Annotated in this window: 26 protein-coding genes and 1 tRNA gene; 12 read left to right on the forward strand and 15 right to left on the reverse strand. The window is 70.3% G+C overall.

Annotation, left to right across the window (positions count from 1 at the left end; all coding sequences use genetic code 11):
- Positions 1-15 precede the first annotated feature (15 nt).
- From pdxA to LCY71_RS07100, 5 genes are all read right to left on the reverse strand, one after another.
- Entirely contained in the window at positions 16-1,029 is a 1,014-nt protein-coding gene (gene pdxA / locus LCY71_RS07080) for a 4-hydroxythreonine-4-phosphate dehydrogenase PdxA (RefSeq protein ID WP_225335662.1), read from the reverse strand.
- Between the two features lie 307 nt (positions 1,030-1,336).
- Positions 1,337-2,398, reverse strand: coding sequence for a class I SAM-dependent methyltransferase (locus LCY71_RS07085; protein ID WP_225335663.1), 1,062 nt, complete (start codon positions 2,396-2,398; stop codon positions 1,337-1,339).
- On the reverse strand, positions 2,391-3,512 hold the full coding sequence (locus tag LCY71_RS07090; protein WP_225335664.1) for a 60S ribosomal export protein NMD3: 1,122 nt from the start codon (positions 3,510-3,512) through the stop codon (positions 2,391-2,393). Before LCY71_RS07090 ends, LCY71_RS07085 begins: the two co-directional genes overlap by 8 nt.
- A 71-nt stretch (positions 3,513-3,583) precedes the next feature.
- Complete coding sequence (locus LCY71_RS07095) at positions 3,584-4,087, reverse strand: TspO/MBR family protein (protein WP_225335665.1); 504 nt, start codon at positions 4,085-4,087, stop codon at positions 3,584-3,586.
- Between the two features lie 98 nt (positions 4,088-4,185).
- Positions 4,186-5,061: an NAD-dependent epimerase/dehydratase family protein gene (locus LCY71_RS07100; RefSeq protein ID WP_225335666.1), complete on the reverse strand. Its 876-nt coding sequence runs from the start codon at positions 5,059-5,061 to the stop codon at positions 4,186-4,188.
- 191 nt (positions 5,062-5,252) lie between these two features.
- On the opposite strand from LCY71_RS07100, the gene htpX reads away from it, so the two are divergent.
- Positions 5,253-6,131 carry a zinc metalloprotease HtpX gene (htpX, locus tag LCY71_RS07105; protein ID WP_225335667.1) on the forward strand — a complete coding sequence of 293 codons (879 nt, stop codon included), beginning with the start codon at positions 5,253-5,255 and terminating at the stop codon, positions 6,129-6,131.
- Between the two features lie 85 nt (positions 6,132-6,216).
- On the opposite strand, the gene LCY71_RS07110 is transcribed toward htpX, so the two are convergent.
- Together LCY71_RS07110 and LCY71_RS07115 are read right to left on the reverse strand one after the other, a co-directional pair.
- Positions 6,217-7,584: a sensor histidine kinase gene (locus LCY71_RS07110; protein ID WP_225335668.1), complete on the reverse strand. Its 1,368-nt coding sequence runs from the start codon at positions 7,582-7,584 to the stop codon at positions 6,217-6,219.
- 21 nt (positions 7,585-7,605) lie between these two features.
- Positions 7,606-8,064: a hypothetical protein gene (locus LCY71_RS07115; RefSeq protein ID WP_225335669.1), complete on the reverse strand. Its 459-nt coding sequence runs from the start codon at positions 8,062-8,064 to the stop codon at positions 7,606-7,608.
- A gap of 142 nt (positions 8,065-8,206) precedes the next feature.
- Here LCY71_RS07115 and pspAB point away from each other — a divergent pair, with 142 nt between their 5' ends.
- From pspAB to LCY71_RS07150, 7 genes are all read left to right on the forward strand, one after another.
- Positions 8,207-8,824, forward strand: a complete 618-nt coding sequence (gene pspAB / locus LCY71_RS07120) for a PspA-associated protein PspAB (RefSeq protein WP_225335670.1) — start codon at positions 8,207-8,209, stop codon at positions 8,822-8,824.
- Entirely contained in the window at positions 8,821-9,270 is a 450-nt protein-coding gene (locus LCY71_RS07125) for a hypothetical protein (protein WP_225335671.1), read from the forward strand. The genes pspAB and LCY71_RS07125 overlap by 4 nt, the downstream gene beginning before the upstream one ends.
- Before the next feature lie 247 nt (positions 9,271-9,517).
- The gene (gene radA, locus LCY71_RS07130) at positions 9,518-10,567 is read left to right on the forward strand and encodes a DNA repair and recombination protein RadA (protein WP_225335672.1); all 1,050 of its coding nucleotides are present in this window, start codon (positions 9,518-9,520) and stop codon (positions 10,565-10,567) included.
- A gap of 73 nt (positions 10,568-10,640) precedes the next feature.
- A complete protein-coding gene (locus LCY71_RS07135; RefSeq protein ID WP_225335673.1) occupies positions 10,641-11,657 on the forward strand; it encodes a PAS domain-containing sensor histidine kinase in 1,017 nt (338 codons plus the stop codon).
- A 54-nt stretch (positions 11,658-11,711) separates the two neighbouring features.
- Positions 11,712-12,581, forward strand: coding sequence for a YkgJ family cysteine cluster protein (locus LCY71_RS07140; protein ID WP_225335674.1), 870 nt, complete (start codon positions 11,712-11,714; stop codon positions 12,579-12,581).
- A 63-nt stretch (positions 12,582-12,644) separates the two neighbouring features.
- The gene (locus LCY71_RS07145; protein WP_225335675.1) at positions 12,645-13,628 is read left to right on the forward strand and encodes an NAD(P)H-binding protein; all 984 of its coding nucleotides are present in this window, start codon (positions 12,645-12,647) and stop codon (positions 13,626-13,628) included.
- Complete coding sequence (locus LCY71_RS07150; RefSeq protein WP_225335676.1) at positions 13,625-14,341, forward strand: DUF7530 family protein; 717 nt, start codon at positions 13,625-13,627, stop codon at positions 14,339-14,341. Before LCY71_RS07145 ends, LCY71_RS07150 begins: the two co-directional genes overlap by 4 nt.
- On the opposite strand, the gene LCY71_RS07155 is transcribed toward LCY71_RS07150, so the two are convergent.
- Positions 14,328-14,501 carry a DUF5786 family protein gene (locus tag LCY71_RS07155; protein WP_225335677.1) on the reverse strand — a complete coding sequence of 58 codons (174 nt, stop codon included), beginning with the start codon at positions 14,499-14,501 and terminating at the stop codon, positions 14,328-14,330. The genes LCY71_RS07150 and LCY71_RS07155 overlap by 14 nt on opposite strands.
- A gap of 210 nt (positions 14,502-14,711) precedes the next feature.
- Between LCY71_RS07155 and LCY71_RS07160 the strand changes: the two genes are divergently transcribed.
- From LCY71_RS07160 to LCY71_RS07170, 3 genes are all read left to right on the forward strand, one after another.
- A complete protein-coding gene (locus LCY71_RS07160; protein WP_225335678.1) occupies positions 14,712-15,710 on the forward strand; it encodes a DUF5784 family protein in 999 nt (332 codons plus the stop codon).
- A gap of 301 nt (positions 15,711-16,011) precedes the next feature.
- Positions 16,012-17,220 (forward strand): carboxylate--amine ligase, encoded by a 1,209-nt coding sequence (locus LCY71_RS07165; protein ID WP_225335679.1) that lies wholly within the window; start codon positions 16,012-16,014, stop codon positions 17,218-17,220.
- Positions 17,221-17,298: 78 nt separating this feature from the next.
- A complete protein-coding gene (locus tag LCY71_RS07170) occupies positions 17,299-17,661 on the forward strand; it encodes a hypothetical protein (protein ID WP_225335680.1) in 363 nt (120 codons plus the stop codon).
- Between the two features lie 19 nt (positions 17,662-17,680).
- Here the strand turns inward: LCY71_RS07170 and LCY71_RS07175 are convergent, their stop codons facing one another.
- From LCY71_RS07175 to LCY71_RS07200, 6 genes are all read right to left on the reverse strand, one after another.
- On the reverse strand, positions 17,681-17,818 hold the full coding sequence (locus LCY71_RS07175) for a hypothetical protein (protein ID WP_225335681.1): 138 nt from the start codon (positions 17,816-17,818) through the stop codon (positions 17,681-17,683).
- A 93-nt stretch (positions 17,819-17,911) separates the two neighbouring features.
- The gene (locus LCY71_RS07180) at positions 17,912-18,214 is read right to left on the reverse strand and encodes a DUF7526 family protein (RefSeq protein WP_225335682.1); all 303 of its coding nucleotides are present in this window, start codon (positions 18,212-18,214) and stop codon (positions 17,912-17,914) included.
- Positions 18,215-18,273: 59 nt separating this feature from the next.
- On the reverse strand, positions 18,274-18,576 hold the full coding sequence (locus LCY71_RS07185; RefSeq protein ID WP_225335683.1) for a hypothetical protein: 303 nt from the start codon (positions 18,574-18,576) through the stop codon (positions 18,274-18,276).
- Positions 18,577-18,649: 73 nt separating this feature from the next.
- Positions 18,650-19,489 carry a hypothetical protein gene (locus tag LCY71_RS07190; protein WP_225335684.1) on the reverse strand — a complete coding sequence of 280 codons (840 nt, stop codon included), beginning with the start codon at positions 19,487-19,489 and terminating at the stop codon, positions 18,650-18,652.
- 409 nt (positions 19,490-19,898) lie between these two features.
- Positions 19,899-19,970, reverse strand: a tRNA-Thr gene (locus tag LCY71_RS07195).
- Positions 19,971-20,188: 218 nt separating this feature from the next.
- On the reverse strand, positions 20,189-20,908 hold the full coding sequence (locus LCY71_RS07200) for a DUF7114 family protein (protein WP_308444701.1): 720 nt from the start codon (positions 20,906-20,908) through the stop codon (positions 20,189-20,191).
- A 263-nt stretch (positions 20,909-21,171) separates the two neighbouring features.
- Between LCY71_RS07200 and LCY71_RS07205 the strand changes: the two genes are divergently transcribed.
- Positions 21,172-21,873: a thioredoxin-like domain-containing protein gene (locus LCY71_RS07205; protein WP_225335686.1), complete on the forward strand. Its 702-nt coding sequence runs from the start codon at positions 21,172-21,174 to the stop codon at positions 21,871-21,873.
- Positions 21,874-22,007: 134 nt separating this feature from the next.
- On the opposite strand, the gene LCY71_RS07210 is transcribed toward LCY71_RS07205, so the two are convergent.
- On the reverse strand, positions 22,008-22,841 hold the full coding sequence (locus LCY71_RS07210) for an NAD+ synthase (RefSeq protein ID WP_225335687.1): 834 nt from the start codon (positions 22,839-22,841) through the stop codon (positions 22,008-22,010).
- Positions 22,842-22,893 lie beyond the last annotated feature (52 nt).

Raw genomic sequence — 22,893 nt, forward strand, 5'->3', positions numbered from 1 at the left:
AGAGACCGCTGGACTCTACCGCGACTCGGCCATCTCGGCCGCGACGTCGACGGCCTCGACCAGGCTCGCCGCCGAGGCGATTCCCTCGCCGGCGATGTCGAAGGCGGTGCCGTGGTCGACGCTGGTGCGGACGATGGGCAGCCCGATAGTGACGTTGACGCCGCTGACCGCCGTTCCGCCGGAGAAGCCCAGCATCTTGATCGGGATGTGCCCCTGGTCGTGGTACATGGAGACGACGCAGTCGGCGGCGCCGTCGGCCGCCTGCACGTAGACGGTGTCGGGCGACTCGGGGCCGACGGCGTCGACGCCCTCCTCTCTGGCCTGCTCGACCGCGGGCGCGATCTCGGCGTCGTCCTCGTCGCCCAGCAGCCCGGCGTCGCTGGCGTGAGGGTTCAGCCCCGCGACTGCGACGGTCGGATCGTCGATCCCCAGGTCCCGCAGCGCCTCGTCGGTCACCCGGATCGTGTCCAGCACCCGCTCCTCGGTGACCAGGTCGCAGGCCTCCCGGAGGGGGACGTGCGTGGAGACGTGGGTGACCCGGAGCGGCTCCTCGATGAGCATCATCGAGTAGGTCTCAGTGTCGGTGTAGTCAGCGAGCATCCCGGTGTGGCCGGCGTAGTCGCTGCCCGCGAGCTTCGTGGCCTGCTTGTTGATCGGCGCTGTCGTGATGGCGTCGACGGCGCCGTCGGTGGCGAGCTCGATCGCCCGCTCGACGTAGGCCAGGCTGGCCGCCCCGTACGCCTCGTCGACGACGCCCCGCTCCAGCGTGGACGGATCGACGTTGTCGAGATCCAGAACGTCGAGGACGCCCGGATCGCTCGTCGCCTCGGACGGGTCGGCGACGACGTTGACGTCGAGGTCGGCGCCGCAGATCCCCGCCGCCGCCCGGAGGACGGCCGCGTCGCCCACCACGACCGGCCGGGCTCGTTCGGCGATCTCGCGGTACCCCTCGACGACGACCTCCGGCCCGATCCCGGCGGGATCGCCCATCGTGACGGCGACGACGGGTGCGTCTGATGCGTCGCTCATACCACTCCTCGCCGGCCGAGCGAGTAAGGGCTGTCGGCCTTCCTGCCCCGATCAGAACATCGCGATGGCCCCGTAGACGATGGAGGAGCCGATCATCAGGAACGTAAAGATGATGGCGAGTATCTGCTGGCGGTCCATACGGGCCCTTGGTGGCTACCGGTAGTTAGGGGTTTCGCGGTTAGGTAAAGTTGCAGTCGCCTGGACGGACGGCGACGTGAACAGCCAGAAAGTCACCGACCCCTTTCAGGCTATCACACTCTTTGAGGGGAGAGGAAGCAACCGCAAGCGGACCACGGCAGCCTGGCGTTCACTCGATCCGGGCGTCGACGACGACGTGAGCGACGCCCTCGCTGTAGCCCTTGACCTCGCGGGTGTCGAGCACCTCGACGGAGCGGTCTCGGGCGGCCGCGGCCTCGCGGAGCCGTTCGATCGGGCGCTCGAAGACCAGGTCCTCCGGGGTGGCCTCATGGACGTGGAGGACGCCGCCCTCGGCCAGCGCGTCCAGGGCGGGGTCGAGGTAGGTGTAGCCGCCGTCCACGCCGGGCTCCGTGGCGTCGTAGTAGCCCATGACGATGCGATCGGCGGGGGCCTCGTCGGCGAACCCCTCCGTAACCGCCCGGCAGTCCGCGCGGTAGGGGTGGACGCGGTCGTTGACCTCGTTGAGGCGGGCGTTCTCGACGAGGTAGCGAAAGGCCGTCGGGTTTCGCTCGACGGCGGTCACGTCGGCGCCGGCGCGGGCCATCGGGAGCGTGAAGTAGCCGACGCCGGCGAACATGTCCAGCACGCGTTCGCCGTGTTCGACCTGGTCGCCCATCCGCGCCCGCTCGACCTTGTTGCCAGGCGAGAACATTACCTCGGCGAGGTCCAGCGCGTAGGCGGTGCCGTGCTCGCGGTGGACCGTCTCCGTGTCGCCCTCGCCGGCGACCACCTCGACGTCGGGCTCGCGGTGGGCGCCCGTGATCCCCCCGCGGGCGAGGACGGTGTCGGCCTCGCCGTGGACCGCCAGCAGCGCCTCGCCGACCTCCGCGGGGCGGGGGGCGTCGCCCATCGCGACGAGGACGACGCTGCCGACGACGGCCCACGAGGCGGGCGCGCGCTCGATCTCGTCGTCGGTCCAGCCGCGCTCCCGGAGGTGGTCCTCGAGCCCGCGCAGTCGCGGTTCGCCGACCTGTCGGACCACCTCGCGGCAGTCGACCTCAGGCGGTTCGGTGACCGGGATCGCCACGGTCCCGTCGTCCCACTCGGTGACGCTGCGGTCGGAGTCGTACCGGCCGCGGGCCTCCAGGCGGTCGACGACGCGCTGGGCGCGCTCCTTGTCGACGACCGCTGCGAGGCGCTGGTCGTCCTCGCCGCTCGCCTCTTCAGGCATCGTCGTCCTCGCTCTCCTCTGGTAGCACGTGCAGGCCGGCCCGCGACTTCAGCACGGGCACCTCGTCGGCGTCGGGGTCGAGGGAGTCCGGCCGCGGGACGGTCTTTGACTCGTAGGTCTCTGGATCCAGCACCTGGCAGGCGTGCTCGTCCTCGACGGCCACCAGCGTCGTCTGCTCGGCGTCCTCGCGGGTGCCGAGGCGGCGGGCGTCGGGGGCGTCGCCGTCCTCGAAGGAGGCCTCGAAGCCCTCGCCGGTCGCCAGGCGCGTCCCCTTGAGGTTGCCCCGGACCGAGCGTACGAGGATCGGCCCGTCGCCGTCCTCGGGGTCGATCACCTCGCCGGGGCGGTACCGCGGCAGGCGGACGGCGTAGGTGACGCGATAGACCTCCTCGCCGTCCTCGTCCTCGGTCACGAGCGTCTCGTAGTCGGAGAAGCTCCCGCCGAGTTCCTCGGTGATCTGGCGGGCGATCCCCTGGCCCATCTTGGTCGTCGAGATCTTCATGTCCAGGCCCTCCGGGCGCTCGTTCACCTCGGTGATGAAGGCGTCGCGGTCGCCCGTGGCCTCGCGCTCGGCGACGTAGTCCTCGGCGATCTCCCGGGCGCGGGACTGCTCGTCGCCGGTGGGCGTGCGCTCGTCGGCCCGCAGCTGGATCACGGCGGCGTAGGACCCGCCGGCGATCTTGCCACAGCGGGTGCAGGTCTGGCGGGCGATCTTGACCGGCACGACGACCTCCTCGGTGACCGCCGTCCCGCGGACCACGCCGGAGAACTCCGCGTGCATGCGGATGGTGTTCTCGTCGACCTGCTCGGGCGCGACCTGCCAGGCCACCGACTCGGCGTCGACGTGGACGCCCAGCGCCTCCGCCACCTCGTCGACGGCGACGTCGGTGTAGTCCTCCGCGCCGACGTCGACCCAGCGGTTACCCCGGTGGACGGCGCCACATTGGGCGCAGACCCGCACCTCGATGCGCTCGGGCGCGTCCACGAGGTCGAACTCGTCGAAGTAGCAGTCGTCACAGAGCACACGGTCCGGGTCCCGCAGGTCGTCCTCGCGAATCGGCTGGTCGGGCATCTCGTCCCCGCAGCGCGGGCAGAACTCCCCGGATCGACTCATTGGGCCGTGATAGTCGCCAGGGGCGTTTAAGAGGACCGTTCCGGGACGCTCGGTGCCGTGCGCCGCGCCGTTCACCCGTTCAACGCGAAGAACCGATAGTTCAGCAGCGTCGCGAACAGCACCCAGGCGAGGTACGGCACCAGCAGCAGCGCCGCCCGGCGGTCGACGCGGTCGAAGGCGAGGATCGTCGCCGCGACGAGGACGTCGAGGACGACGATGACGGCCAGCCCGGCCAGCAGGTCCTGCGCGGCGAAGAACGTCGGCGTCCAGGTGACGTTGACCGCCATCTGGACGACGAACAGCGCCAGCGCCGTCCGGACGCCCGGCGTCGACAGCCCGCGGCGGGCGACGAGGTACAGGGCGAGGCCCATCAGCGTGAACAGGAGCGTCCAGACGACGCCGAACGCCCAGCCCGGCGGGTAGATGGCGGGCTTCTCGAGAGCGGCGAACCAGGCGGTGTCGGGGCCGGCGAGCAGCGCCGGCGCGGCGCCGACGGCGTTGACCGCGAGGACCGACAGCAGCGCCCACAGCGCGTCGCGGCCGTCGAAGCCACCGCGATCGACCGCGTGTTCCATGGTCGCACTACGCACCGTATCGGGAAAAACGGTCGGCCGGCGGGTGCCGCCTCGCGTCGACGGTCGACCGCCGCCGCCGCTGCCGACGTTCGACGCCCCTACTCCGCGTAGACGGCCGGCCCCTCGACGTCCTCGTCCTCGGCCTCGCGCCAGGAGTGGCTGGGCTCCCAGTCGAGCAGGTCCTGCGCCTTCGCGCTGGACATGGCCGACTCGTCGCCGGTCAGGTCGCAGTCATCGGGCAACTCGCCGAAGAACTCCTCGACGAGGTCGGCGGTCGGGCGGCCGACGTAGTTGTCCGCCGCAGCGATCAGGAACGGCTCGTGGCCGTCGAGGTCGGCGTCCATCGCGGCGACGACGCTGTCGACGATGTCCCGGACGTCGACGTAGCTCCAGAAGTTGCCGTCGCCGGCCTCCATGGGTTCGTTGTCGAGGCACAGGTACTCGCCGGGGTACTGGATCCACGAGGGACGGATGGAGGCCACGTCGATCCCGTCGCGGCGGACGACCATCTCGGCGACGTCCTCGCCGACCACCTTGGAGGTCCCGTAGGGGTCCTCGGGGCGGAACGGATGGTCCTCGTCGACGGGGAGGTAGTCGGGCAGCGGCGTCTCCGCGGCGAACGGGAAGCCGTAGGCGCTCTCGGAGGAGGCCCAGACGACGTCGGCACCGACGCGTCCCGCGGCGTCGAGGACGTTGTACGCGCCCATGACGTTGTTCTCGAAGACGTGGCCGCCGGCGTGGCTGGTCGGGTCCGGAATGGCGCCCCAGTGGACGACGTCGTCGGGCTCGAACTCCAGACAGAGGTCGTAGACGTCGCCGCGGTCGGTCAGGTCGGCCTGGCGGGCGACGACGTCGCCGTGGTCGCTGCGGCCGCGACGCTGGTCGACGGCGACGACCTCGCGGCCCTCACGAGCGAGTCGGTCCACGATCCACCGTCCGGAACCGCCGAACGCGCCGGTGACGAGTACCGTCATGCCCGGTCCTACTGCGCGTCGGTACAAAACGACGGGGGCCACTCGTCAGCGAGGTGTCTGGACGTCGACGGGGGACACGGCGGAACGGGTGGCGACTGGCGCGGGGCGGAACGTGCCGTCGAGGGTCCTACCGTGGCATTCTGTAGCGCACACAGGGAGACTTATACGGCTTTCAGCCCCTAGAGGCGGGTATGCAGTGGAAAACGGACTGGGGACTCCGGGGCCGGATGGCCCTGACCATGTTCCTGCTGTTCGCCCTCTACGTGGTCTTCCTGGGCTTTCTGACCCTGTACTTCGAGAGCATCCTGATGATCGTGCTCGTGTTCGGGGCCTTCTCGTTCGCTCAGTTGTTCTTCAGCGACAAGCTCGCGCTGTACTCGATGGGAGCCCGGAAGGTGGACCCCGACGAGTACCCGGAACTCCACCGGAAGATCGAACGGCTCTCCCAGCAGGCGGACCTGCCCAAGCCGGACGTGGCGGTCGCGGACAGCCGCGTGCCCAACGCCTTCGCCACCGGCCGATCGCAGAAGAGCGCCACCGTCGCCGTGACGACGGGCATCATGGACACCCTCGATGACGAGGAGCTGGAGGGCGTGCTCGCCCACGAGCTCGCCCACGTCAAGAACCGCGACGTGATGGTGATGACCATCGCCTCGTTCCTGTCGACGATCGCCTTCATCGTTGTCCGGTGGGGCTGGCTGTTCGGCGGCGGGCGCGAGCGCGGCGGCGGGGGCGCGCCGGTGATCGTCGCCATCGTCGCGTCGCTGCTGGTGTGGATCGTCTCCTTCCTGCTGATCCGGGCCCTCTCGCGGTACCGCGAGTACGCGGCCGACCGCGGCGGCGCCGTCATCACGGGCCGGCCGTCGGCGCTGGCCACCGCGCTGATGAAGATCGACGGCCGGATGGACAAGGTCCCGAAGGAGGACCTTCGCAGCCAGTCCGAGATGAACGCCTTCTTCATCATCCCGATCAGGTCGGGCTTCGTCGGCAAGCTGTTCAGCACCCACCCGCCGACCGAGAACCGCGTCGAGCGCCTGCGCGATCTAGAGCGCGAACTCGAGGGGTTCTAGACCGACCCACACTCCCTGTAGTAGGAATTGAAATCCGTTACACGTCGAGGGGCACCCCGGGCGTCCCTCGAGTGTGTCAGTGCGTTCAATTCCGGCTGTAGTCGGCGTCGGCCTCGCACGAGGGGGAATCGGGGTCGCTCTCGTTCCCTCGCTCGTCGTCGCCGAGCGACGCCTCCCCGCCGTCGAGGGGCGGATCACCCTCGGCGCCGGGGGACGCGCCACCCCCCTCGGTCGGGGCCGGCAACCTGACCTCGGCGACGGTACCGCGGGGATCGCGGTCGCGGATCGAGAGGGCGCCGCCCATGCGGGTGACGCCCCACCGCACCGCCCACAGCCCCAGCCCGCTGCCGTGTTCGAGCGGGTTCTCGTGACCGCGCTCGATCGCGCGCCGCTCGTTGTCCGGCAGCCCCGGTCCGTCGTCGGCCACCCTGAGCACGACCGGGAGCGACTCGTCGGCGCGTGCGCGTCCGCCGGCGACCTCGACCGTCGGTCGCTCGCGGTCGCTGTGTTCGACGGCGTTGCTGACCAGGTTGTGGACGACGGGTTCGAGGAGCTGCTCGTCGACGCCCGCCTCCAGGTCCGCCGGCACGTCGACGGTCACGTCGGCGTCCGCGCCGTCGGCGACGACGTTCCGGACGACGGGCGCGAGGCGACACCGTGAGTCCATCCGAACGGTCAGCGACAGCATCCGCTCGATCTCGCGAGCGCGCTCGCCCAGTTCGACGAGGTCGTCGGCGGAGTCGGTGATGGCGTCGCCCAGCGCCGACGCGTCGCCGTCGCCCGCGGCGAGCACCTCCGCCCGGCCTCGGATGGTCGTCATCTCGTTGCGGAGGTTGTGCCGGAGGACGCGGTTGAGCACCTGGAGGCGCTGCTGGCGCATCTCCCGGTCGGTCACGTCCCGGAGGACGACCGCGTAGCCGAGTTCGGTGTCGCCGCCGTCGTACATCTCGGAGACGTTCGGCTCGTAGTGGCGCTTGCCGTCCGAGCCGTCGATGTCCAGCGACGCCGCCTCCTGGAGGTCGGCGACGTCCTCGCCGAGCACGCGCTCGATCGGCTCCCCGACGGCGTCGGTCGACGCGTCGAACACGCGGCGGGCGGTCGGGTTCAGCCGGACGATCCGCTCGTCGTGGTCGACGACGATCACCGCTTCGGGGAGGTCGGTGAGCACCCGTCTGGTCCCGATCGTGCCGGCAGCGGGGGCCGCGGCGAACAGGTCGTGACGCTCGCGGACCGTGGCGAACACGACTGCGCTCGCGAGGTAGGCCCCCGAGACGGGGAGGTAGGTCGCCTCCATCGGCAGGCCGGACATCGTCGCGACCATCAAGCCACTCATCTGGACGAGCATGGGGCTCAGCGCGGCCGCCGAGAGCGCGAGGCCGACGCGTGCGCTCGGGTGATCGTGTTTGAACGCCTGACTCAGCAGGACGACCGTCGCGACGAGTCCGAGCCCCATGACGAAGAAGTTCGCCAGATACTATCCCACGCTCAGGCCCTGGGCGACGAGGGCGAACGGACCCGCCATCTCGCCGATGATCACACTGGCCATCGAGCCCTCGTACTCCCACGGATCGATGCCGAGCACGGCGCTGGCGCCGAACGAGAAGCCGTAGTGAGCGCAGATGATGTACGCGCTCGGGAACGCGAGGAGGGCCCGTCGACGACGGGTCTCCGCGGCGTAGCGGCCGGTGTACTCGAACACGAACAGCGCCCACAGCAGCGGCGTCACGTACACCAGCAGCGGCGCCGCCAGCAGGACCGTCGCCTCGGAGAACCACGTCCCCGCAAAGGCCAGCGCGGACGCGCCCAGCGCACCGACCAGGGCGGTGAAGGGCTCGACGGCTCGCTCGCTCCACTGGGACCGCGACTGGTAGGCCGTCCAGAGCAGCGCGACCCCTGCGCTGCCCCACAGGAAGACCGCGGCGAGAGTACCCATCGAACAATCCCCTCGTCGACAACCACGCAAATCATGCTGCCGTATTTCACGGCTTGATAACGCCTGCGTGGCGATTTCGCCACTTTCATACTCGGTCGCAGGGACGGAAATTCCCATACGGGAGGGACCCGTTTCACCCGGTATGGGACTGCTCGACGGACTCAAGAGCGCGCTGGGGATCAAAGCCGAGGCCGACGCCACCCGCGACGCCGATCCGGACGACCTGTTCGGGATGTCGACGGCCTACCTCACGATGGAGGCCGAGCTCGGCTACGCCCCCACCGGCGACGCTGCCCTCTGCTTCGCCGACGTGGACAGCACCGACTTCCGGGACGCCATCGAGGAGGTCGAGGCCATCCTCGAGGCCGGCGAGGTCGAGACCGGCACCACCGCGGAGTTCACCAGCGACGACCACGGCTACCAGTGGGTCGTCCTCCACGACGAGGCGTTCGAGGACCTCGTCACCTCGATCCACTTCGCCGCCGACACGCTCATCGAGGCCCGCTACGGGTCGCGCCTGCTCGCGGCCGTCTTCGCCTTCGAACACGAGCGTGACGGCGGGCTTGTCTACTGGATCTACTCCTTCCGCCGGGGCGCGTTCTACCCGTTCGCGCCCGACGACCGCACGGAACACGAGCGCGACTCCGCGGCCGAGTTCAAACTGGAGTCGAACCTCAACGGCGAACTGACCGTCGAGTCGGACAAGGAGTACTGGTATCCCCTGTGGCCCGACCGGGCGGGCGACCACCCGTGGGAATGAGCCGTCAGGAGTTCGATCTCGGGGTCGGCGACCACCTCCGGCCCGTCGACGTCGACCTGCCCGCGGGCGTGTACCGCGTCGTGGGCACGCCCGGGGACGACATCACGTTGCTCCGCGTCGGCGACGCCGAGGGCCAGCGGGTCTACACGGGCGACGTGCGGCGGGTGCCCCGCGAGCGCCTCGACGGCTTCGATGCCGCCGAGAACCCGGACGAGAACCGGTCAGTCGCGTCGGCGGCTGCGTCCCGGCTGGAGGGGTTCGCCTGGGAGGTCCGGATGATCGGGCAGGCGATGCGCGCGAACCCGCTTCGGGGCGCTGTCGTGGTGACGCTCGTCCTCGTCGGCGTCTTCGGCGAGGGCCGTCTGCCCGGGCCGGAGTGGCTGTTCGCTGCGATGGGCGTCGCCGGCGGCCTGGGCGTCGCGTACGTGGGCTACCGCGGGCCCTGAGGGACGACGTCCGGTGGTCCTCGATGCGCACTCGGACTCGCCCCCGCTTCACTTTCACCTGCCGGTGGCTTCACTTACACTCGCCTGTTTACAGCCGGGCCCGCGTCGACCGTCGCGAGCGGCCCGCACTCGTCCTCGTGGATAAGCCTGCGGACCGGACCGCCGCGTAGCCGCCCCTCGTCGGCCAGTTTCACTTTCACTACCCTGTTAACGGGGGTTTATACCCCAAGAGGAGTAAGGCACGTCCATGTCCGCCAACGAAGACCTCGAGGACCTGCCGGGCGTCGGCCCGGCCACCGCAGACAAGCTCAAGGACAACGGCTTCGACTCCTATCAGGGGATCGCCGTCGCCTCCCCCGGCGAGCTGTCCAACACCGCCGACATCGGCGAGTCCTCCGCCTCCGACATCATCCAGGCCGCCCGCCAGGCCGCCGACATCGGCGGCTTCGAGACCGGTGCGACGGTACTGGAACGGCGCGAACAGATCGGCAAGCTCTCCTGGGGCGTCGACGAGGTCGACGAGCTCCTCGGCGGCGGCGTCGAGACCCAGTCGATCACCGAGGTGTACGGCGAGTTCGGTGCCGGCAAGTCCCAGGTGACCCACCAGCTGTCGGTCAACGTCCAGCTCCCCGCCGAGCACGGCGGGCTGGAGGGCGGCGCCATCTTCGTCGACTCCGAAGACACGTTCCGCCCCGAGCGGATCGAACAGATGGTCAAGGGGCAGGACGAGGAGGTCCTCGAGGACACGATGGTGCTGCACGGCGTCGTCGAGGACGAGGCGGAGGCCGACGCGACCGACGAGGCCCTGCTCGACGACCTCGTCGAGTCCGTCCTCGACAAGATCCACGTCGCCAAGGCGTTCAACTCCAACCACCAGATCCTCCTGGCCGAGAAGGCCCAGGAGCTGGCCAGCGAGTCCCAGGACGACGAGTTCCCCGTCCGCCTGCTCACCGTCGACTCCCTGACCGCCCACTTCCGCGCCGAGTACGTCGGCCGTGGCGAACTCGCCGAGCGCCAGCAGAAGCTCAACAAGCACCTCCACGACCTGATGCGCGTCGGCGACCTCAACAACACTGCCGTCGTCGTCACCAACCAGGTCGCCTCCAACCCCGACTCCTTCTTCGGGGACCCGACCCAGCCCATCGGTGGCAACATCCTGGGCCACACCTCCACGTTCCGCATCTACCTGCGGAAGTCCAAGGGCGACAAGCGCATCGTCAAGCTCGTCGACGCACCGAACCTCCCCGACGGCGAGGCCGTCATGCGCGTCGAGGGCGACGGCCTGATGAACGAGTAGGGCCCGCCGCGGTTCTTAGAACTGATAGCCGGACAGGAGCGGTTTTGCCGCCGGAGGTCGTTTCCGCGAACGAGTGACCACAGAGTACAGCGACGGCGACGCCGCCGACCTCCGCGGACGCGCCTTCGACGCGCTTCCCAACCAGATCGCTGTCCTCGACGCCGAGGGCGTCATCGCGGCGACGAACGCCGCCTGGCGAGCGTTCGCGTCGGAGAACGGCGGTCCACCGGGAAGCATGGTCGGGACGGACTACCTGGCGGTGTGCGACGCCGCGGACGACCCGGACGCCGCGGCGGCCGCCGCCGGGATCCGGGGCGTCCTCGCCGACGGCGAGCGGTTCCGCTACGAGTACCCCTGTCACTCCCCCGGCGAGCGCCGCTGGTTCATCATGGACGTGCGGCCGTTCGAGTGGCGGGGCGAGCAGCAGGTGCTGGTCATCCACACGGACGTCACGGAGCGACGCGAGGCCGAGAACGACGTCGAGCGGAAAAACGAGCGACTCGAGGCCGTCACGGGCGTCCTCTCGCACGACCTCCGCAACCCGCTGACCGTCGCGCTGGGGCGAGCGGAGATGATGGAGGGCGAGCACGCCGAGGCCGTGCGTGACGCGCTCGAGCGGATGGAGACCATCATCGAGGACGCCTGGACGCTGGCCCGCGTCGAGGCCGTCGACGGCGGCGAACCGGTGGCCGTCGGTGACGTCGCCCGGGCCGCCTGGCGGCACGTCGCCACGGAGGACGCCGCCCTGTCGGTGGACGGCGACGTCCGGCTGATCGCCGACGAGAGCCTCCTGACACAGTTCTTCGAGAACCTCCTGCGGAACGCGGTGGACCACGCCGGCGACGGCTGTCAGATCACGGTCGGCCCCCTCCGGGACGGGTTCTACGTCGAGGACGACGGTCCGGGCATCCCCCCGGGGGAGCGCGAGCGGGTCTTCGAGGCCGGAGTCACGACCGGCGGCGGCCAGACGGGCCTCGGGCTCTCGATCGTCAGTCGGATCGCGTCGATGCACGACTGGGCGGTGAGCGTCACGGACGGGACGGACGGCGGCGCGCGCATCGAGGTCACGGGTGTCGAGCGGCCCCCCTGACAGCGCGGGCGGGACGGACGCGGACTTTTGTGCCTCGACCGCCCATCGTCGAACATGGAGGTCGACTGCGAGGGCTGTGCGGGGTGTTGCGTCGACTGGCGACCGCTCACCGACGCGGAGGTCGACCACGAGCGCCGGGGACCGTTCGAGCCGCTGGACGACACGCACAACCTGGTGCCGCTGGAGCGGGACGAGGTGCGATCGTTTATCCGGGCGGGCCACGGTGACGCCCTGCGGCCGCGACTGTTCAGTGCGGACGATCCGGACCGATCGACGACCGTCGACGGCCGGGAGGTGGCGGCCGTCGGGGACCGACCGGTGTTCTTCGTCGGCCTGCGCAAACCCCCGAAGCCCGTTGGTCCGTTCGGGACGGACTCGACGTGGCTGCGCACCTGCGTCTTCCTCGATCCGGTGACGCTGCAGTGTCGGATCCACGACTCGGACCTGTACCCGGACACGTGCGCGACGTATCCTGGCGACAACCTCCAGCTGGACGCGGAGACGGAGTGCGAACGCGTCGAGCGAGTCTACGGCGGCGAGCGGCTGCTCGACGACGAGCCCCCGGAGGGCGACAGCCCGCTGCTCGGGCCGGCGGCGCTGGGTAGCACGGTGTTCGCCCACCCCGAGCCGGGGCGGCTGGACGGGGCCGTCGAGCGGCTGGCGGCCGACGAACCGACGCGCGAGGACCGGGCGGAGTTCGCGGCCGTCGCCGGGGCCTCCGCGCCGGGCACGGGGGCGATCAGCGACGACTGGTACGAGCGCCTGTACGACGAGGCCCTCGACGCCGACGCGTGGACGGGACGGGCCATCGACGCCTGGGAGGCGATGGCCGCCGGCTCGGTCGGCGAGCGGGCGCCCGCGTCGCGGCTCGCCCGCCGCGTGGAGGACGCCGACGGCGCGCCCGGGACGCCGGGCTGGGAGTAGCGGCGAGGCCCGCGGGACCCCGCCCGGGCCGACAGTTAAGGCGCTCGCGTTCCCGGTTGGGGTATGCGCGTGCTGGTGACCGGGGCGGCGGGATTCGTCGGTAGCCACCTCCTCCCGGTACTGGTCGAGCGCGGCCACGAAGCCCGCGCTCTGGTCCGGAACGCCGACGGGTACGAGGCGCCGCCGGGAGTGACCGTCTTCGGCGGGGACCTGCTGGACCGCGGGAGCTTCGAGAGCGCGCTGGCGGACGTCGACGCCGCCTACTACCTGGTCCACTCGATGCGGGCGGGCGACGGCTTCGAGTCGAAGGACCGGCGGGCCGCGCGGAACTTCGCAGCGGCGGCGAGCGAGGCCGGCCTCGACCGGGTGGTCTACCTGGGCGGGCTGGGCGAGGAGAGCGCCGACCTCTCGGCGCACCTGCGCTCCCGCCGGGAGGTCGAGCGGCTGCTCGCGGCCGGTGAGTACGACCTGACGACGCTGCGGGCGGCCATCGTGATCGGCCCGGGGAGTGCCAGCTTCGAGATGATCCGGCAACTGGCCGACCGGCTGCCGGTGATGGTGACGCCGCGGTGGATCGAGACGGACAGCCACCCGATCGCGATCGGCGACGTCGTCGCCTATCTGGCCGGCGTGCTGGAGGTCCCCGCGACGGCGGGCGAGACCTACGAGATCGGCGGCCCGGAGGTGCTGAGCTACGCCGAGATCGTCCGGCGGACCGCCAGCGCGATGGGCAAGCGACCGCCGCGGATCGTCTCGGTGCCGATCCTGACGCCGCGGCTATCCACCTACTGGGTCGAGCTCGTGACCGACGTACCCGCCAGCGTTGCCCGACCGCTGATCCTGGGGCTGAAGAACCCCGTCGTCGCCGACGACGGCCCCCTTCGCGAGCACCTGCCCGTCGCGCTGACGCCGTTCGACGAGGCGGTCGAGCGGGCGCTGGCCGGCCGACCGCCGTCGGACGCGGTCGAGCGACTGGACGCGGCGCTGGCGAGCGACGGCGACGCCAGGGCGGACGGCGGCGGTGCCCGGTCGGGGGGCGAGACGTGAGCGAGCGCCCGCGGTACGGCGAGACCTGGGTGTACGAGAGCATCGTCGGCGCGTTGCCGGGGATCGACCTGCCGGCGTGGGCGGCCGTCGCCATCCAGATCGTCGTCTTCGAGAGCGCGCTGCTGGCGCTGGCGGCGTACTACGGCCTCTGGGAGGCGGCGGTCGCGGGGACGGTCGCGGTGGTCGTCGCGACCGTCGGTAGCGTCGAGATGCTCCGGATCGGGACCCTGGTCCGCCGGGTAGACGTGCCGCAGGATTACCGAGATCTCCTGTTCAGTTCCAGCGTCGAGGTGGTGCTATCGGTGCTGGCCTACGTCGCCCTGGTGACCCACCTGTTCGTGTTCGACCCCGGGCACGGGGACGGGTCGCTGCTGGGGCAACTGTTCGGCTCGCGGCCGCCGGTGCTGGTCGCGTACCTGCTGCTGTTGATCCTGTGGGACGTCTGCTACCGCTTCGGGACGGGCTGGTGGGCGGCCGTGACGGCGCTGTGGCGGTCGGCGCGGTACCGGTTCGATCCGGAGACCGCGGCGGTGCTCCGGCGGGCCGACGCCGAGACCCTCGGGTTCGGACTCCTCCAGCTCGTGCTCGTACCGTTCGTTCTGGAGTATCCGGTGCTGCTCGCTGCCGTTGTCGGACACGTCGCGGCCGTGACGGTCGTCACGACGCTGTCGGTACTGCTGCTGTGGCGACGAGAGCGGGTCAGGAGGACTTGATCTGCTCGAACTGGTCGAGCAGGTCCTCCGTGGAGTCACCGGAGTCGTACTCGACCTCGCCGTGATACACCGTGCGGTCGTCGTCTTCGCTCAGCTCGACCTCGTTGTTCTTCCGCTCACGGCGTTCGTGTTCGTCTTCGTCGTATGCACCCATCGACATTGGTAACCACACTCAACGTAGCGTGTTAGTGCCTATCAATGTAACGGTGAATCGTACCGGTCTGTCACGACGGATTGCTCGTGGTCGGCCGTTCCGAGGCCTCGCGGCTCGCGGGTCGCTCCGTTCCCCCGCTCGCTCGATGTGAGGCCGCGAGCGAAGCGAGCGGCCTCACGCCGCAACCCTCAAACCCACAGCCGGCTAACGGCGAGTGTGGCTGGGCCCCTTCGATTCCGACGTTCGCACGAGCATTGGACCCCTGAGCGGGTCCACGACGAGATATACCAGCCCCTCGACGCGAACCTGGGCGCCGAGACGGACTCCGCCTGGTTCGCCCCGCCGGACGACTACGAGGCCCGCCGGTTCGCGATGGACAACGGCGACACCGCGCTGTTCTGCTGGAGCGACGGCGGCGGCGACGCCTACTGGCTGGGCAACACCGAGACGCCCGAGACGCTGTGGCGCACGGAGAAGTACACCTTCGACGAGACGACCTACCCGATCGCCCGGTGGGCCCAGCGGGAACTGCTGGCCCAGCTGGCGGTCGAGGACCCCTGGCTGGCCGAGTACGACCACGTCTCGTGGTTCTTCCTGCCCGTGTTCTTCTCCAAGGACGGCCGCGACTCGACCCGGAACTTCTTCCGGGAGCACGCCGCCGGCTTCCCCGACGCCGCCCGCGAGGACGGGCTGGCGTTCTACGAGGCGTTCCTCTCGACGGGCGTGCTGGACGACTACCGCTACACGATGGCGAGCAAGCTCGGCACCAGCGCCGGGGTCGACCTGACGCGCATGCAGGCGACGATGGGGGAGTTCAACGTCGCCAAGCTACTCGCGGACGCGGGCCACGACTTCGAGCCCGAGGTCGAGCTCGGCTCCGGGCATGCGCTGGACTTCCAGGTCGACGACGTCCTCGTCGAGGTGACTCGCCCCCAGCCGCCCCGGCGGCGGACGGTGAACTCGCCCATCGCAGCCGTCAAGGCCAGCGGCGACGCCAAGACCCGCGACCAGATCGCCGTCCACGGCAACGCCGTCCTCTTCGTCGACTGCACCTCCTTCCCCGACGACGAGTGGTACCGGATCCGCGGCGAGCGCCCCGACGTGGGCCACGAGCCCGCGGTGGTCTTCCGGACGCGCCCCTCCGGGCACACCGAGGGCTACGTCAAGGGCCGGCTCCCGCTGGACGTCGGTCGCGTCCTCGAACAGCCCGCCTGAGGGCGATAGCCGGGCGTAAGCTCGCGTGATAGCGGCGGTCCGGCGGACGCCGTCCGAGTAACTGCGCTGCATTATCGCTCGCCGATGACAGTCGAACACCGCGCTGTCGGGGGCGTTAACAACGTAATCCGCGCTTATCCCTCACGTGGGTATCGTTCCGGAGCCGGCGGGTCCCGCCGTCGTCGGGCCCGGCTTTCGTCGACTCCCGTAACGACGGCTTTGCGCCGACGCGACTCGCGGCCGACAGACGCGTCGGGAATAGCGCCCGGCTACTGATAGCCGTAGCCCCCTAAGCCGCGCTGTGTCCACCGACCGAGTGCTCGTCTGCAACGCCCACGCGGTCCACGGCCTGGTCGCGGTGCGCTCGCTGGGCCGGCGCGGGCTCGACGTCACCGCCGGGAGCAGGTTCCCCGTCTCCCCGGGGGCGCTCTCGCGGTACGCCGAGCGCAGGCTCACCTATCCCGACCCGGAGAGTAGGCCCGAGGCGTTCGTCCGCGCACTCGAACGCGAACTGGAGGAGCGGGACTACGACGCCCTCCTCCCGATCAACGAGGTCACCGTGGCGACGGTCGCGCGCCACCGCGACCGCATCGACCCCCTGGTGAGCGTCCCGTTCGACTGCTACGACCGCCTGCTCGTCGGGCTGGACAAGTGCCGGACGACGGCCGCCCTCCGGGCGCACGACGTCCCCCGCCCCGAGACGCTGCTGCCCGAGGAGGTCGACGCCGACGCGGTCGCCGACCTCGGGTTCCCCGTCGTGCTGAAGCCCGCCCGGGGGAGCGGCCGCGACGGCGTGGCGGTCTGCGAGTCGCTGGCCGAGTTCGAGACGGAGCACTCCCGCATCCGTGACGAGTACGGCCCGACGCTCGTCCAGGAGTACGTCCCCAACGGCGGCGAGGCCGGCGCGTACGCCCTCTACCACCCGGCCGGCGAGCGGGCGACCCGGGTCGTCCAGCAGCGCATCCGGACGCGCCCGCCGGAGGGCGGGGTCAGCACCTACCGCGAGACGATCGCCGACCCCGAGGTCGACGCGGTGGCCGACGACCTGCTGAGCGGGCTGGACTGGCACGGCGTCGCCATGGTGGAGTTCCGCCGCGACCCGCGAGACGGCGAGCCGAAGGTGCTCGAACTCAACCCCCGGCTGTGGGGGAGTCTGGCGCTGTCGACCTACGCCGGTGCCGACTTCCCGTACCTGCTGTACCAGCTGGCCGTCGGCGAGGAGATCGACCCCGACCCGGGCTACACGGTCGGCGTCCGCGCCCGGTCGGCGTTCGCGGACCTCCTGCACGCCCTGGAGCGACCGGACCGGCTCCGCGCGTTCGCCGAGGTGCTGACGCCCGGCGACGCGCCCGAGCGGTTCGACGTCCTCGCGAGGGAGGACCCGCTCCCCGCCGCCGGCCAGGTCGGGTACTGGCTGACGGTCTACCTCCGGGAGGCGTCCTCCGACGGCGCCGTCCTCGAATCGTCGCCCGTCCCGGACGCGACCGTCCGCCGGCTGATCGAGCGCTGAAACGGCGTCCCGAGTCTGGGGTTCCCGGGCGCAGGTGCAGGGCGAACCGCTACCCGGGCGAGGGCCCATCGATCGACCATGAGTAGCGATCCGTCCGGGCGGCGGTACCGACGCGAGGAATCGGAGCCCGACCGCGAGGCGGCCGGAGAATCGAGCCGTGGCGCGGGAACGCCCGACTACGTCCCGTTCGGGTGGCCGAACCTCTTCGGTCGCGGCGCGCAGGACCGCGACGCCGAGCGCGCCGGGAGCTACGGCGACGAGGTCCCGTCGGCGACCAGCGAGGACGGGAGCGCGGTCCCCGAGGGGCTCGCCGCCGCCGCGGTCGTCGTCGGCGTCTTCCTGTTTCTCGTTCCGGAACCGGTCTCGTCGCTACTGGGCGCGGGGCTCGTCGCCGGCGGCGTGGCCGCCCTGCTCTGGGACGCGACCCGGGGCGGAAAATAGGGCGGACCCGACCGGGTCGTCAGTGACCGTCCGGGTCGGCGAGGACCGGCGGACCGATCCGGCCCAGCCGTCCGTGGATGATGCGGTCGACGATCTCCTGCGGAGTCGGCGCCCGATCGTCGTTCTCGTCCCGTGGGAAGGTCGGGTACTCTGGCATGGGAAACCCTCCCGTGATATCATATGGCACGGCAACGGAAAACCGTTGGCCGACGGTCGACGCCCGCGCGCTGGGACCGCGCGGTCCGTCAGCTCAGGAGTCGCCCCGCTCGACGTGCGTCGCCTCGTAGACGCCCGCCATCTCCGTCTCGACGACCGTGGCCGTGATCTCCTCGCCCTCGCTGGCCACCGTCCCGGAGACAACGGTCACCGCCTCGATCGGTTCGCGCAGGAAGAACATGCGCAGCTTCTCGATCAGCGACGGCGCGCCCCCCTTCCGACAGACGAGGACGTACCGGTCGGTCGCCATCGTCTCGAGTTCCGGTTCGAGGTCGTACTCGTCGATGTCCTCCGGCGGGACGACGTGGACGACCTCGCCGACGAGCTGCTCGCTCATGGGCGTACCAGACCGTGCTGGCGGATGTGTCTTTCCCGGCGTCCGCGCCCGGACTCCGCTCACGGCCGGTCGCGCGCCGCCGCCACGTGCGCCCGCGCCTCGTCGGGCGTCATGCCCCGGACGCCGCAGGCACAGGACAGCAGTTCCGGATCCGCCAGCTCGTCGACCTGCTCCGTGCGAGCGCGCTCCAGCTCGTCCGCGTCGGCGTCGTACTCGTAGTAGCACCGGTAGTTGACCTGCGCTACACCCTCGATCCGGTGGTCCTCGTCGGGGTCGGGGTTCCGGATGGCGTCCTCGTGCTCCGCCCGCATCTCCTCCTTCCACTGCTCCAGGGTCGCCTCCGGGTCGGTCTCGTCGGTCACGGAGGCACTGGCCGCCGGCGAGTGAAAAAGCGCCGGGTCGGACTCGCCGTCTCGAGACGAGGCAGTCGTTCGGTTACGTTTCCGGTTCGCCGTCGGTCGACTCGCCGTCTCCACCGTCCGCCTCGTTGCCCTCGTTCTCGACCTCGTCGTCCGTCGGTCCGCCGCCGAGCTCCTCGTCCTCGACCTCGTCGGAGTCGGGGTTGGCGACGGCGCCCTCGCCGTACCGCTCGGGGGCCTCCGGCGACGTCGGCTCTGGGTCGGTCCCCTCACTGGCCGGGAACGCCTGCTCGTCCTCCGGCTGGGACACCTTGCCGAGCTCGTCCGTCATGTCCGTCTCCGAGAGGCTGACCTCGACGTCGTCGTCCGTCCCCGGCGTCTCCTCGTCGGGGATGCGCGGGTCCTCGTCGTCGCCGCCGAGCGTCGGGCGCGCCTCGACCTCGTCTTCGCTCTGGTCCTCGTCGAACGCGACGTCCTCGACTTCCCTGTCCACCACGCCCTCCGCTTTGGGCTCGCCAGTGGTCCCGCGGGGGTTCGTGTCGGGGCTCGTCATGTCCGTCGCCACGCGGTGGGCGTGGGCCTCGGCAGAGACCTCGTGATCCGCCTCGCCCTCGCCGCCGGAGGTACCGCGCTGGGAGTCACCGCCCGCCGTCGATCCGCCCGACCGCCGCTGTCGGAGGCCCAGGCCGACCAGCGTGCCGCCCAGCAGAGCCAGCAGCCCCGCTCGGAGACGACGCTGCGGGGCCCGCCTGATCGCGCGGGCGACCAGGAGACCGCCGACGGCCGAAGCCGCGGTGCCGTCTTTCGTCCGCCGCGCCGCCGTCGAGAGGAGGCGTCGCGGTCGCGTCTGTCGGGGCTGTCTGCTGGTGTCGCGCGTCCGCTCGGAGTCGTCCGCGTCGGAGATCTGTGTAGACATGGTGTTGTGGGGACCGCGTTCGAACTGTCCGCAAGACTGTACGTTCCCCAGGCGATTGAATCCTCGCCCGTTCGGAAGCGGTTACTGCGCTACGGCAGCGGTAAGCAGGGCTTTAGCGGTGACTTTCGCCACTTGATGGCGGGGTTCGCCGTGATCCAGAGTGGGACTGGAACTGGCGTCAACCTCACTGGGAACGCAAGAGTGCGGCGCGACGAAACGCGCTGCTCGCAGTCGAAATCTGAGAAGAGCCTCGGCCGGGATTTGAACCACGCCGAGACGGTCCTGCTTGCCTCGCTTCGCTCGGCTGCGCGGGCTGCGACTCGTCTACTTCAAATCCCGCTGTCGGCGTCATTCGCCGATAGCGATCGCTCGGCGATGAAACGCCTCGCGGGAGTGAAATCGGCGAAGAAGCCTAGGCCGGGATTTGAACCCGGGCTCTCGTCCTTACCAAGGACGCGCTTTACCTCTAAGCTACCCAGGCACGCACTCGTTCGTAGCCGGGAATCCTCTTTAGGGCTTTCGATTCGAGAGCAGTCGTTCGGACTGTCGTATAGTAGAAATTGAACGCACTGACACACTCGAGGGGCACCCCGGGTGCCACTCGATGTGTAAATAGTTTCAATTTCTACTATAGCCGTGGTCCGATTCGACCGTCCGGCTACGGGCGGTCGTCTCGGTATCGAACGACAACAGTCCGCCTCAGTAGTCCGCCGACGTGGTGACCCCGTCGCTGGTCGAGGCCTCGTCGGCGACCAGCGCGGCGACGGTCTCGCGGATCTCGTCGTCGGTCAGTCGCTCGACCGCAGGGAGGGGGTCAGCGTCGGCCGCGAGGTCGGCGGTGTACTCACGCAGACGCGTGGTCGAGCGGGCACCGCCGGCGGTCACGCCGGCGAGGGCGGCCAGTTCCAGCACGTCGGCCTCGAGGTTGCGGTCCAGCGAGGGATCGTCGGTCTCGCGGCGGACGGTCTGGTCGGTACCGAAGGCGCGGACGACGCCGACGGCGGCGTCTGCGGCCTCGGTGCGGGCCAGCAGGTAGAAGCCCCGGGAGACGAGGATGTCGGCGATCAGGATGTCGAGGTTGGCCTCGTCCCTGGCGTCGGATTCGTCGCCGAGGCCGCTCCAGGGATCCTCGTGGGCCAGCGATCGCGTCAGGCGGAGGCCCTCGTAGATCAGCTGGACGCCGGCGGCGCGGTCGGCGAGGCCGTCGGGGGCGTCCTCGCAAGGCCAGGCCGAGCCAGGGCTCGTCGAGCCACGCTCGACGGCGTCCTCGCAGACGGCGCGGGCGCTGACCAGCGCGTACACCCCGGGTGCCATCGACGCGGCGTCGATGCGAGCCTCGATGCGGTCGCGGAGACGAACCGGCTCGACGTCCTCGACCGCGGCCAGCGCGGCGCGCCGGACCGCAACGGCTTCCTCCATCATCCGAGCGTTAACGACCCGGAAGGCAAAGACCTTTGGAAACGGCCGGCAGCGGCCCGGTCGACATTGAGTCGAGGGAACAGGGGCCGCGTCGCCGTGGGCGCTCTGTCCGAGATTCTCCCCTTCGGTCGCGGCTCGCCGCTCACGGCTCGCGTGTCGCTCACTCCGTTCGCTCCCGCTCGCTCTGGCCGAGGTCGCTCCCTTCGGTCGCGACCTCGTGAGAAGCGCAACGTTCGTCTCACTGGAGTGCACAGCGAGGGACGATGGTCGACTGCGACTACTGTGACGCCGCCTTCGAGGACGAGGACACCTACCTCGCGCACCTCGCAGACGCCCACGAGGGCGAACTGAGCGCCATCGACCGACGCAGGGTCGAGGGCGTCGAGCGCGAGGAGTCCGGCGGCATTCCGACGGGGCCGGCGATCCTCGCCGTCGTGATCCTGGCCTCGCTGGCGCTGATGGTCTACGTGACGCTGATCATGGGCGGCGGTGGCGGCGGGAACGCCGACGCGTCGATTCCGGTTCAGGGCGACGCCGCGGTGATCTCCCAAGTCGAGAACGAGTCGTTCAACCAGACCCGACACGTCTCGGGTGAGATCGACTACGACAGGATGCCGCCGACGGGCGGACTCCACCACGACGGCGAGGTGAGTGCCGGCTTCTACGAGGAGGAACAGCCGCTGGGCGACCTCGTTCACACGCTGGAGCACGGCGCGGTCGTGGTCTACTACGACCCCGCGGCGCTGAACCGGTCCGCCGAGCAGAGCCTGCGGGCGTTCGCGAACCGCCACACCGGCCGCTGGCGGAGCTTCGTCGCCGTACCGAACCCCGCCGAAAGTCCCGACGCGACGTACGTCCTGGCCGCCTGGGGGCACCGGCTGGAGACGAACGAGTATGACAACGAGTCGGTCCGCCAGTTCGCCGGCGAGTACCTGGGTCGCGGACCCGAGAATCCGGTCCGGTAGCCGCCGTTCTGGTATTTGCTACCCCGAAATCCCACCTTACGGTATGATACGGTATCAACTGGTATCAGATGGTGCTGGCGGAACAGGTCAGTGAGGGAAGTCCGTGAGCCGGCCCCGCAGTGGCCGTCGCCGCGTCAGTACAGCGGGTCGGGGCCGGGCGGAACCTGCCGCTTGTGCTGGCTGCGCTCGTACAGTTCGCGGACGCGCTCGACGGCCGCCTCGTCGACGCCGATCTCGCGGGCCGTCGCGGTCTTCGAGACGCCGCCCTTCACGTGGATCGCGAGGACGGAGTCCAGCGTCGGGTAGTCGACCCCCATCTCGGCCTCGTCGGTCTGGCCGATCCACATCTCCGCGCTGGCGGTCTTCTCGGCCAGGTCGTCGGGGACGCCGACGTGCCTGGCCAGCTGGCGGACCTGCGCCTTGTAGAGGTTGGCGATGGGATGGCAGTCGACGGCGCCGTCGCCGTACTTCGTGAAGTAGCCCACCAGCGACTCGCTGCGGTTGCCCGTCCCCAGCACGAGTGCGTCCCGGTGGTTGGCGACCAGGTAGTTGAACACGGCCCGCGAGCGCACCTGGAGGTTCCCCACGGCGAGTTGATCGCCCTCGGCGTCGGGGTACCCCTCGAGGAAGGCGTCGACGATCGGGTTGATCTCGATCACCTCGTAGTCGATGTCCAGCAGTTCGCTGGCGACGCGCTCGGCGTCGCTCATGTTCGCCTCGCTGTTGGCCTCGCTGGGCATCACCAGCCCGAAGACGTTCTCCGCGCCCAGCGCCTCCACGGCCAGGTGCGAGGTGAGCGTGCTGTCGATGCCGCCCGAGAGGCCGATGACGGCCTCGTCGACCCCAGCGGCGTCGGTCACGTCGGCGATGAACGAGGTGATGTGCTCGCGGTGCGCCTCCAGTTCGGCCTCGGAGAGCGTCAGATCCAGCGGCTCGTCGGCCCGGCGGACCGTCGCGGATTCTGCCATCGTGTGCTCTCGTTCGACCCACCGCCACTAATATCCAAGCGATGCCGCGAAT

Source organism: Halomicrobium urmianum (genome assembly GCF_020217425.1).
Classification (GTDB): Archaea; Halobacteriota; Halobacteria; order Halobacteriales; family Haloarculaceae; genus Halomicrobium; species Halomicrobium urmianum.

What these genes read in the sequence shown, in the direction of transcription:
- pspAB (WP_225335670.1), top strand. Translation starts at nt 8,207, where the DNA reads ATGGGACTGCTCGACGGACTCAAGAGCGCGCTGGGGATCAAAGCCGAG.
- LCY71_RS07155 (WP_225335677.1), bottom strand. Translation starts at nt 14,501, where the DNA reads ATGTCGATGGGTGCATACGACGAAGACGAACACGAACGCCGTGAGCGG.
- radA (WP_225335672.1), top strand. Translation starts at nt 9,518, where the DNA reads ATGTCCGCCAACGAAGACCTCGAGGACCTGCCGGGCGTCGGCCCGGCC.
- LCY71_RS07115 (WP_225335669.1), bottom strand. Translation starts at nt 8,064, where the DNA reads ATGGGTACTCTCGCCGCGGTCTTCCTGTGGGGCAGCGCAGGGGTCGCG.
- LCY71_RS07180 (WP_225335682.1), bottom strand. Translation starts at nt 18,214, where the DNA reads ATGAGCGAGCAGCTCGTCGGCGAGGTCGTCCACGTCGTCCCGCCGGAG.
- LCY71_RS07100 (WP_225335666.1), bottom strand. Translation starts at nt 5,061, where the DNA reads ATGACGGTACTCGTCACCGGCGCGTTCGGCGGTTCCGGACGGTGGATC.
- LCY71_RS07175 (WP_225335681.1), bottom strand. Translation starts at nt 17,818, where the DNA reads ATGCCAGAGTACCCGACCTTCCCACGGGACGAGAACGACGATCGGGCG.
- LCY71_RS07145 (WP_225335675.1), top strand. Translation starts at nt 12,645, where the DNA reads ATGCGCGTGCTGGTGACCGGGGCGGCGGGATTCGTCGGTAGCCACCTC.
- LCY71_RS07170 (WP_225335680.1), top strand. Translation starts at nt 17,299, where the DNA reads ATGAGTAGCGATCCGTCCGGGCGGCGGTACCGACGCGAGGAATCGGAG.
- LCY71_RS07110 (WP_225335668.1), bottom strand. Translation starts at nt 7,584, where the DNA reads ATGGGGCTCGGACTCGTCGCGACGGTCGTCCTGCTGAGTCAGGCGTTC.
- LCY71_RS07205 (WP_225335686.1), top strand. Translation starts at nt 21,172, where the DNA reads ATGGTCGACTGCGACTACTGTGACGCCGCCTTCGAGGACGAGGACACC.
- LCY71_RS07085 (WP_225335663.1), bottom strand. Translation starts at nt 2,398, where the DNA reads ATGCCTGAAGAGGCGAGCGGCGAGGACGACCAGCGCCTCGCAGCGGTC.
- LCY71_RS07210 (WP_225335687.1), bottom strand. Translation starts at nt 22,841, where the DNA reads ATGGCAGAATCCGCGACGGTCCGCCGGGCCGACGAGCCGCTGGATCTG.
- LCY71_RS07140 (WP_225335674.1), top strand. Translation starts at nt 11,712, where the DNA reads ATGGAGGTCGACTGCGAGGGCTGTGCGGGGTGTTGCGTCGACTGGCGA.
- LCY71_RS07125 (WP_225335671.1), top strand. Translation starts at nt 8,821, where the DNA reads ATGAGCCGTCAGGAGTTCGATCTCGGGGTCGGCGACCACCTCCGGCCC.
- LCY71_RS07095 (WP_225335665.1), bottom strand. Translation starts at nt 4,087, where the DNA reads ATGGAACACGCGGTCGATCGCGGTGGCTTCGACGGCCGCGACGCGCTG.
- LCY71_RS07200 (WP_308444701.1), bottom strand. Translation starts at nt 20,908, where the DNA reads ATGGAGGAAGCCGTTGCGGTCCGGCGCGCCGCGCTGGCCGCGGTCGAG.
- pdxA (WP_225335662.1), bottom strand. Translation starts at nt 1,029, where the DNA reads ATGAGCGACGCATCAGACGCACCCGTCGTCGCCGTCACGATGGGCGAT.
- htpX (WP_225335667.1), top strand. Translation starts at nt 5,253, where the DNA reads ATGCAGTGGAAAACGGACTGGGGACTCCGGGGCCGGATGGCCCTGACC.
- LCY71_RS07090 (WP_225335664.1), bottom strand. Translation starts at nt 3,512, where the DNA reads ATGAGTCGATCCGGGGAGTTCTGCCCGCGCTGCGGGGACGAGATGCCC.
- LCY71_RS07190 (WP_225335684.1), bottom strand. Translation starts at nt 19,489, where the DNA reads ATGTCTACACAGATCTCCGACGCGGACGACTCCGAGCGGACGCGCGAC.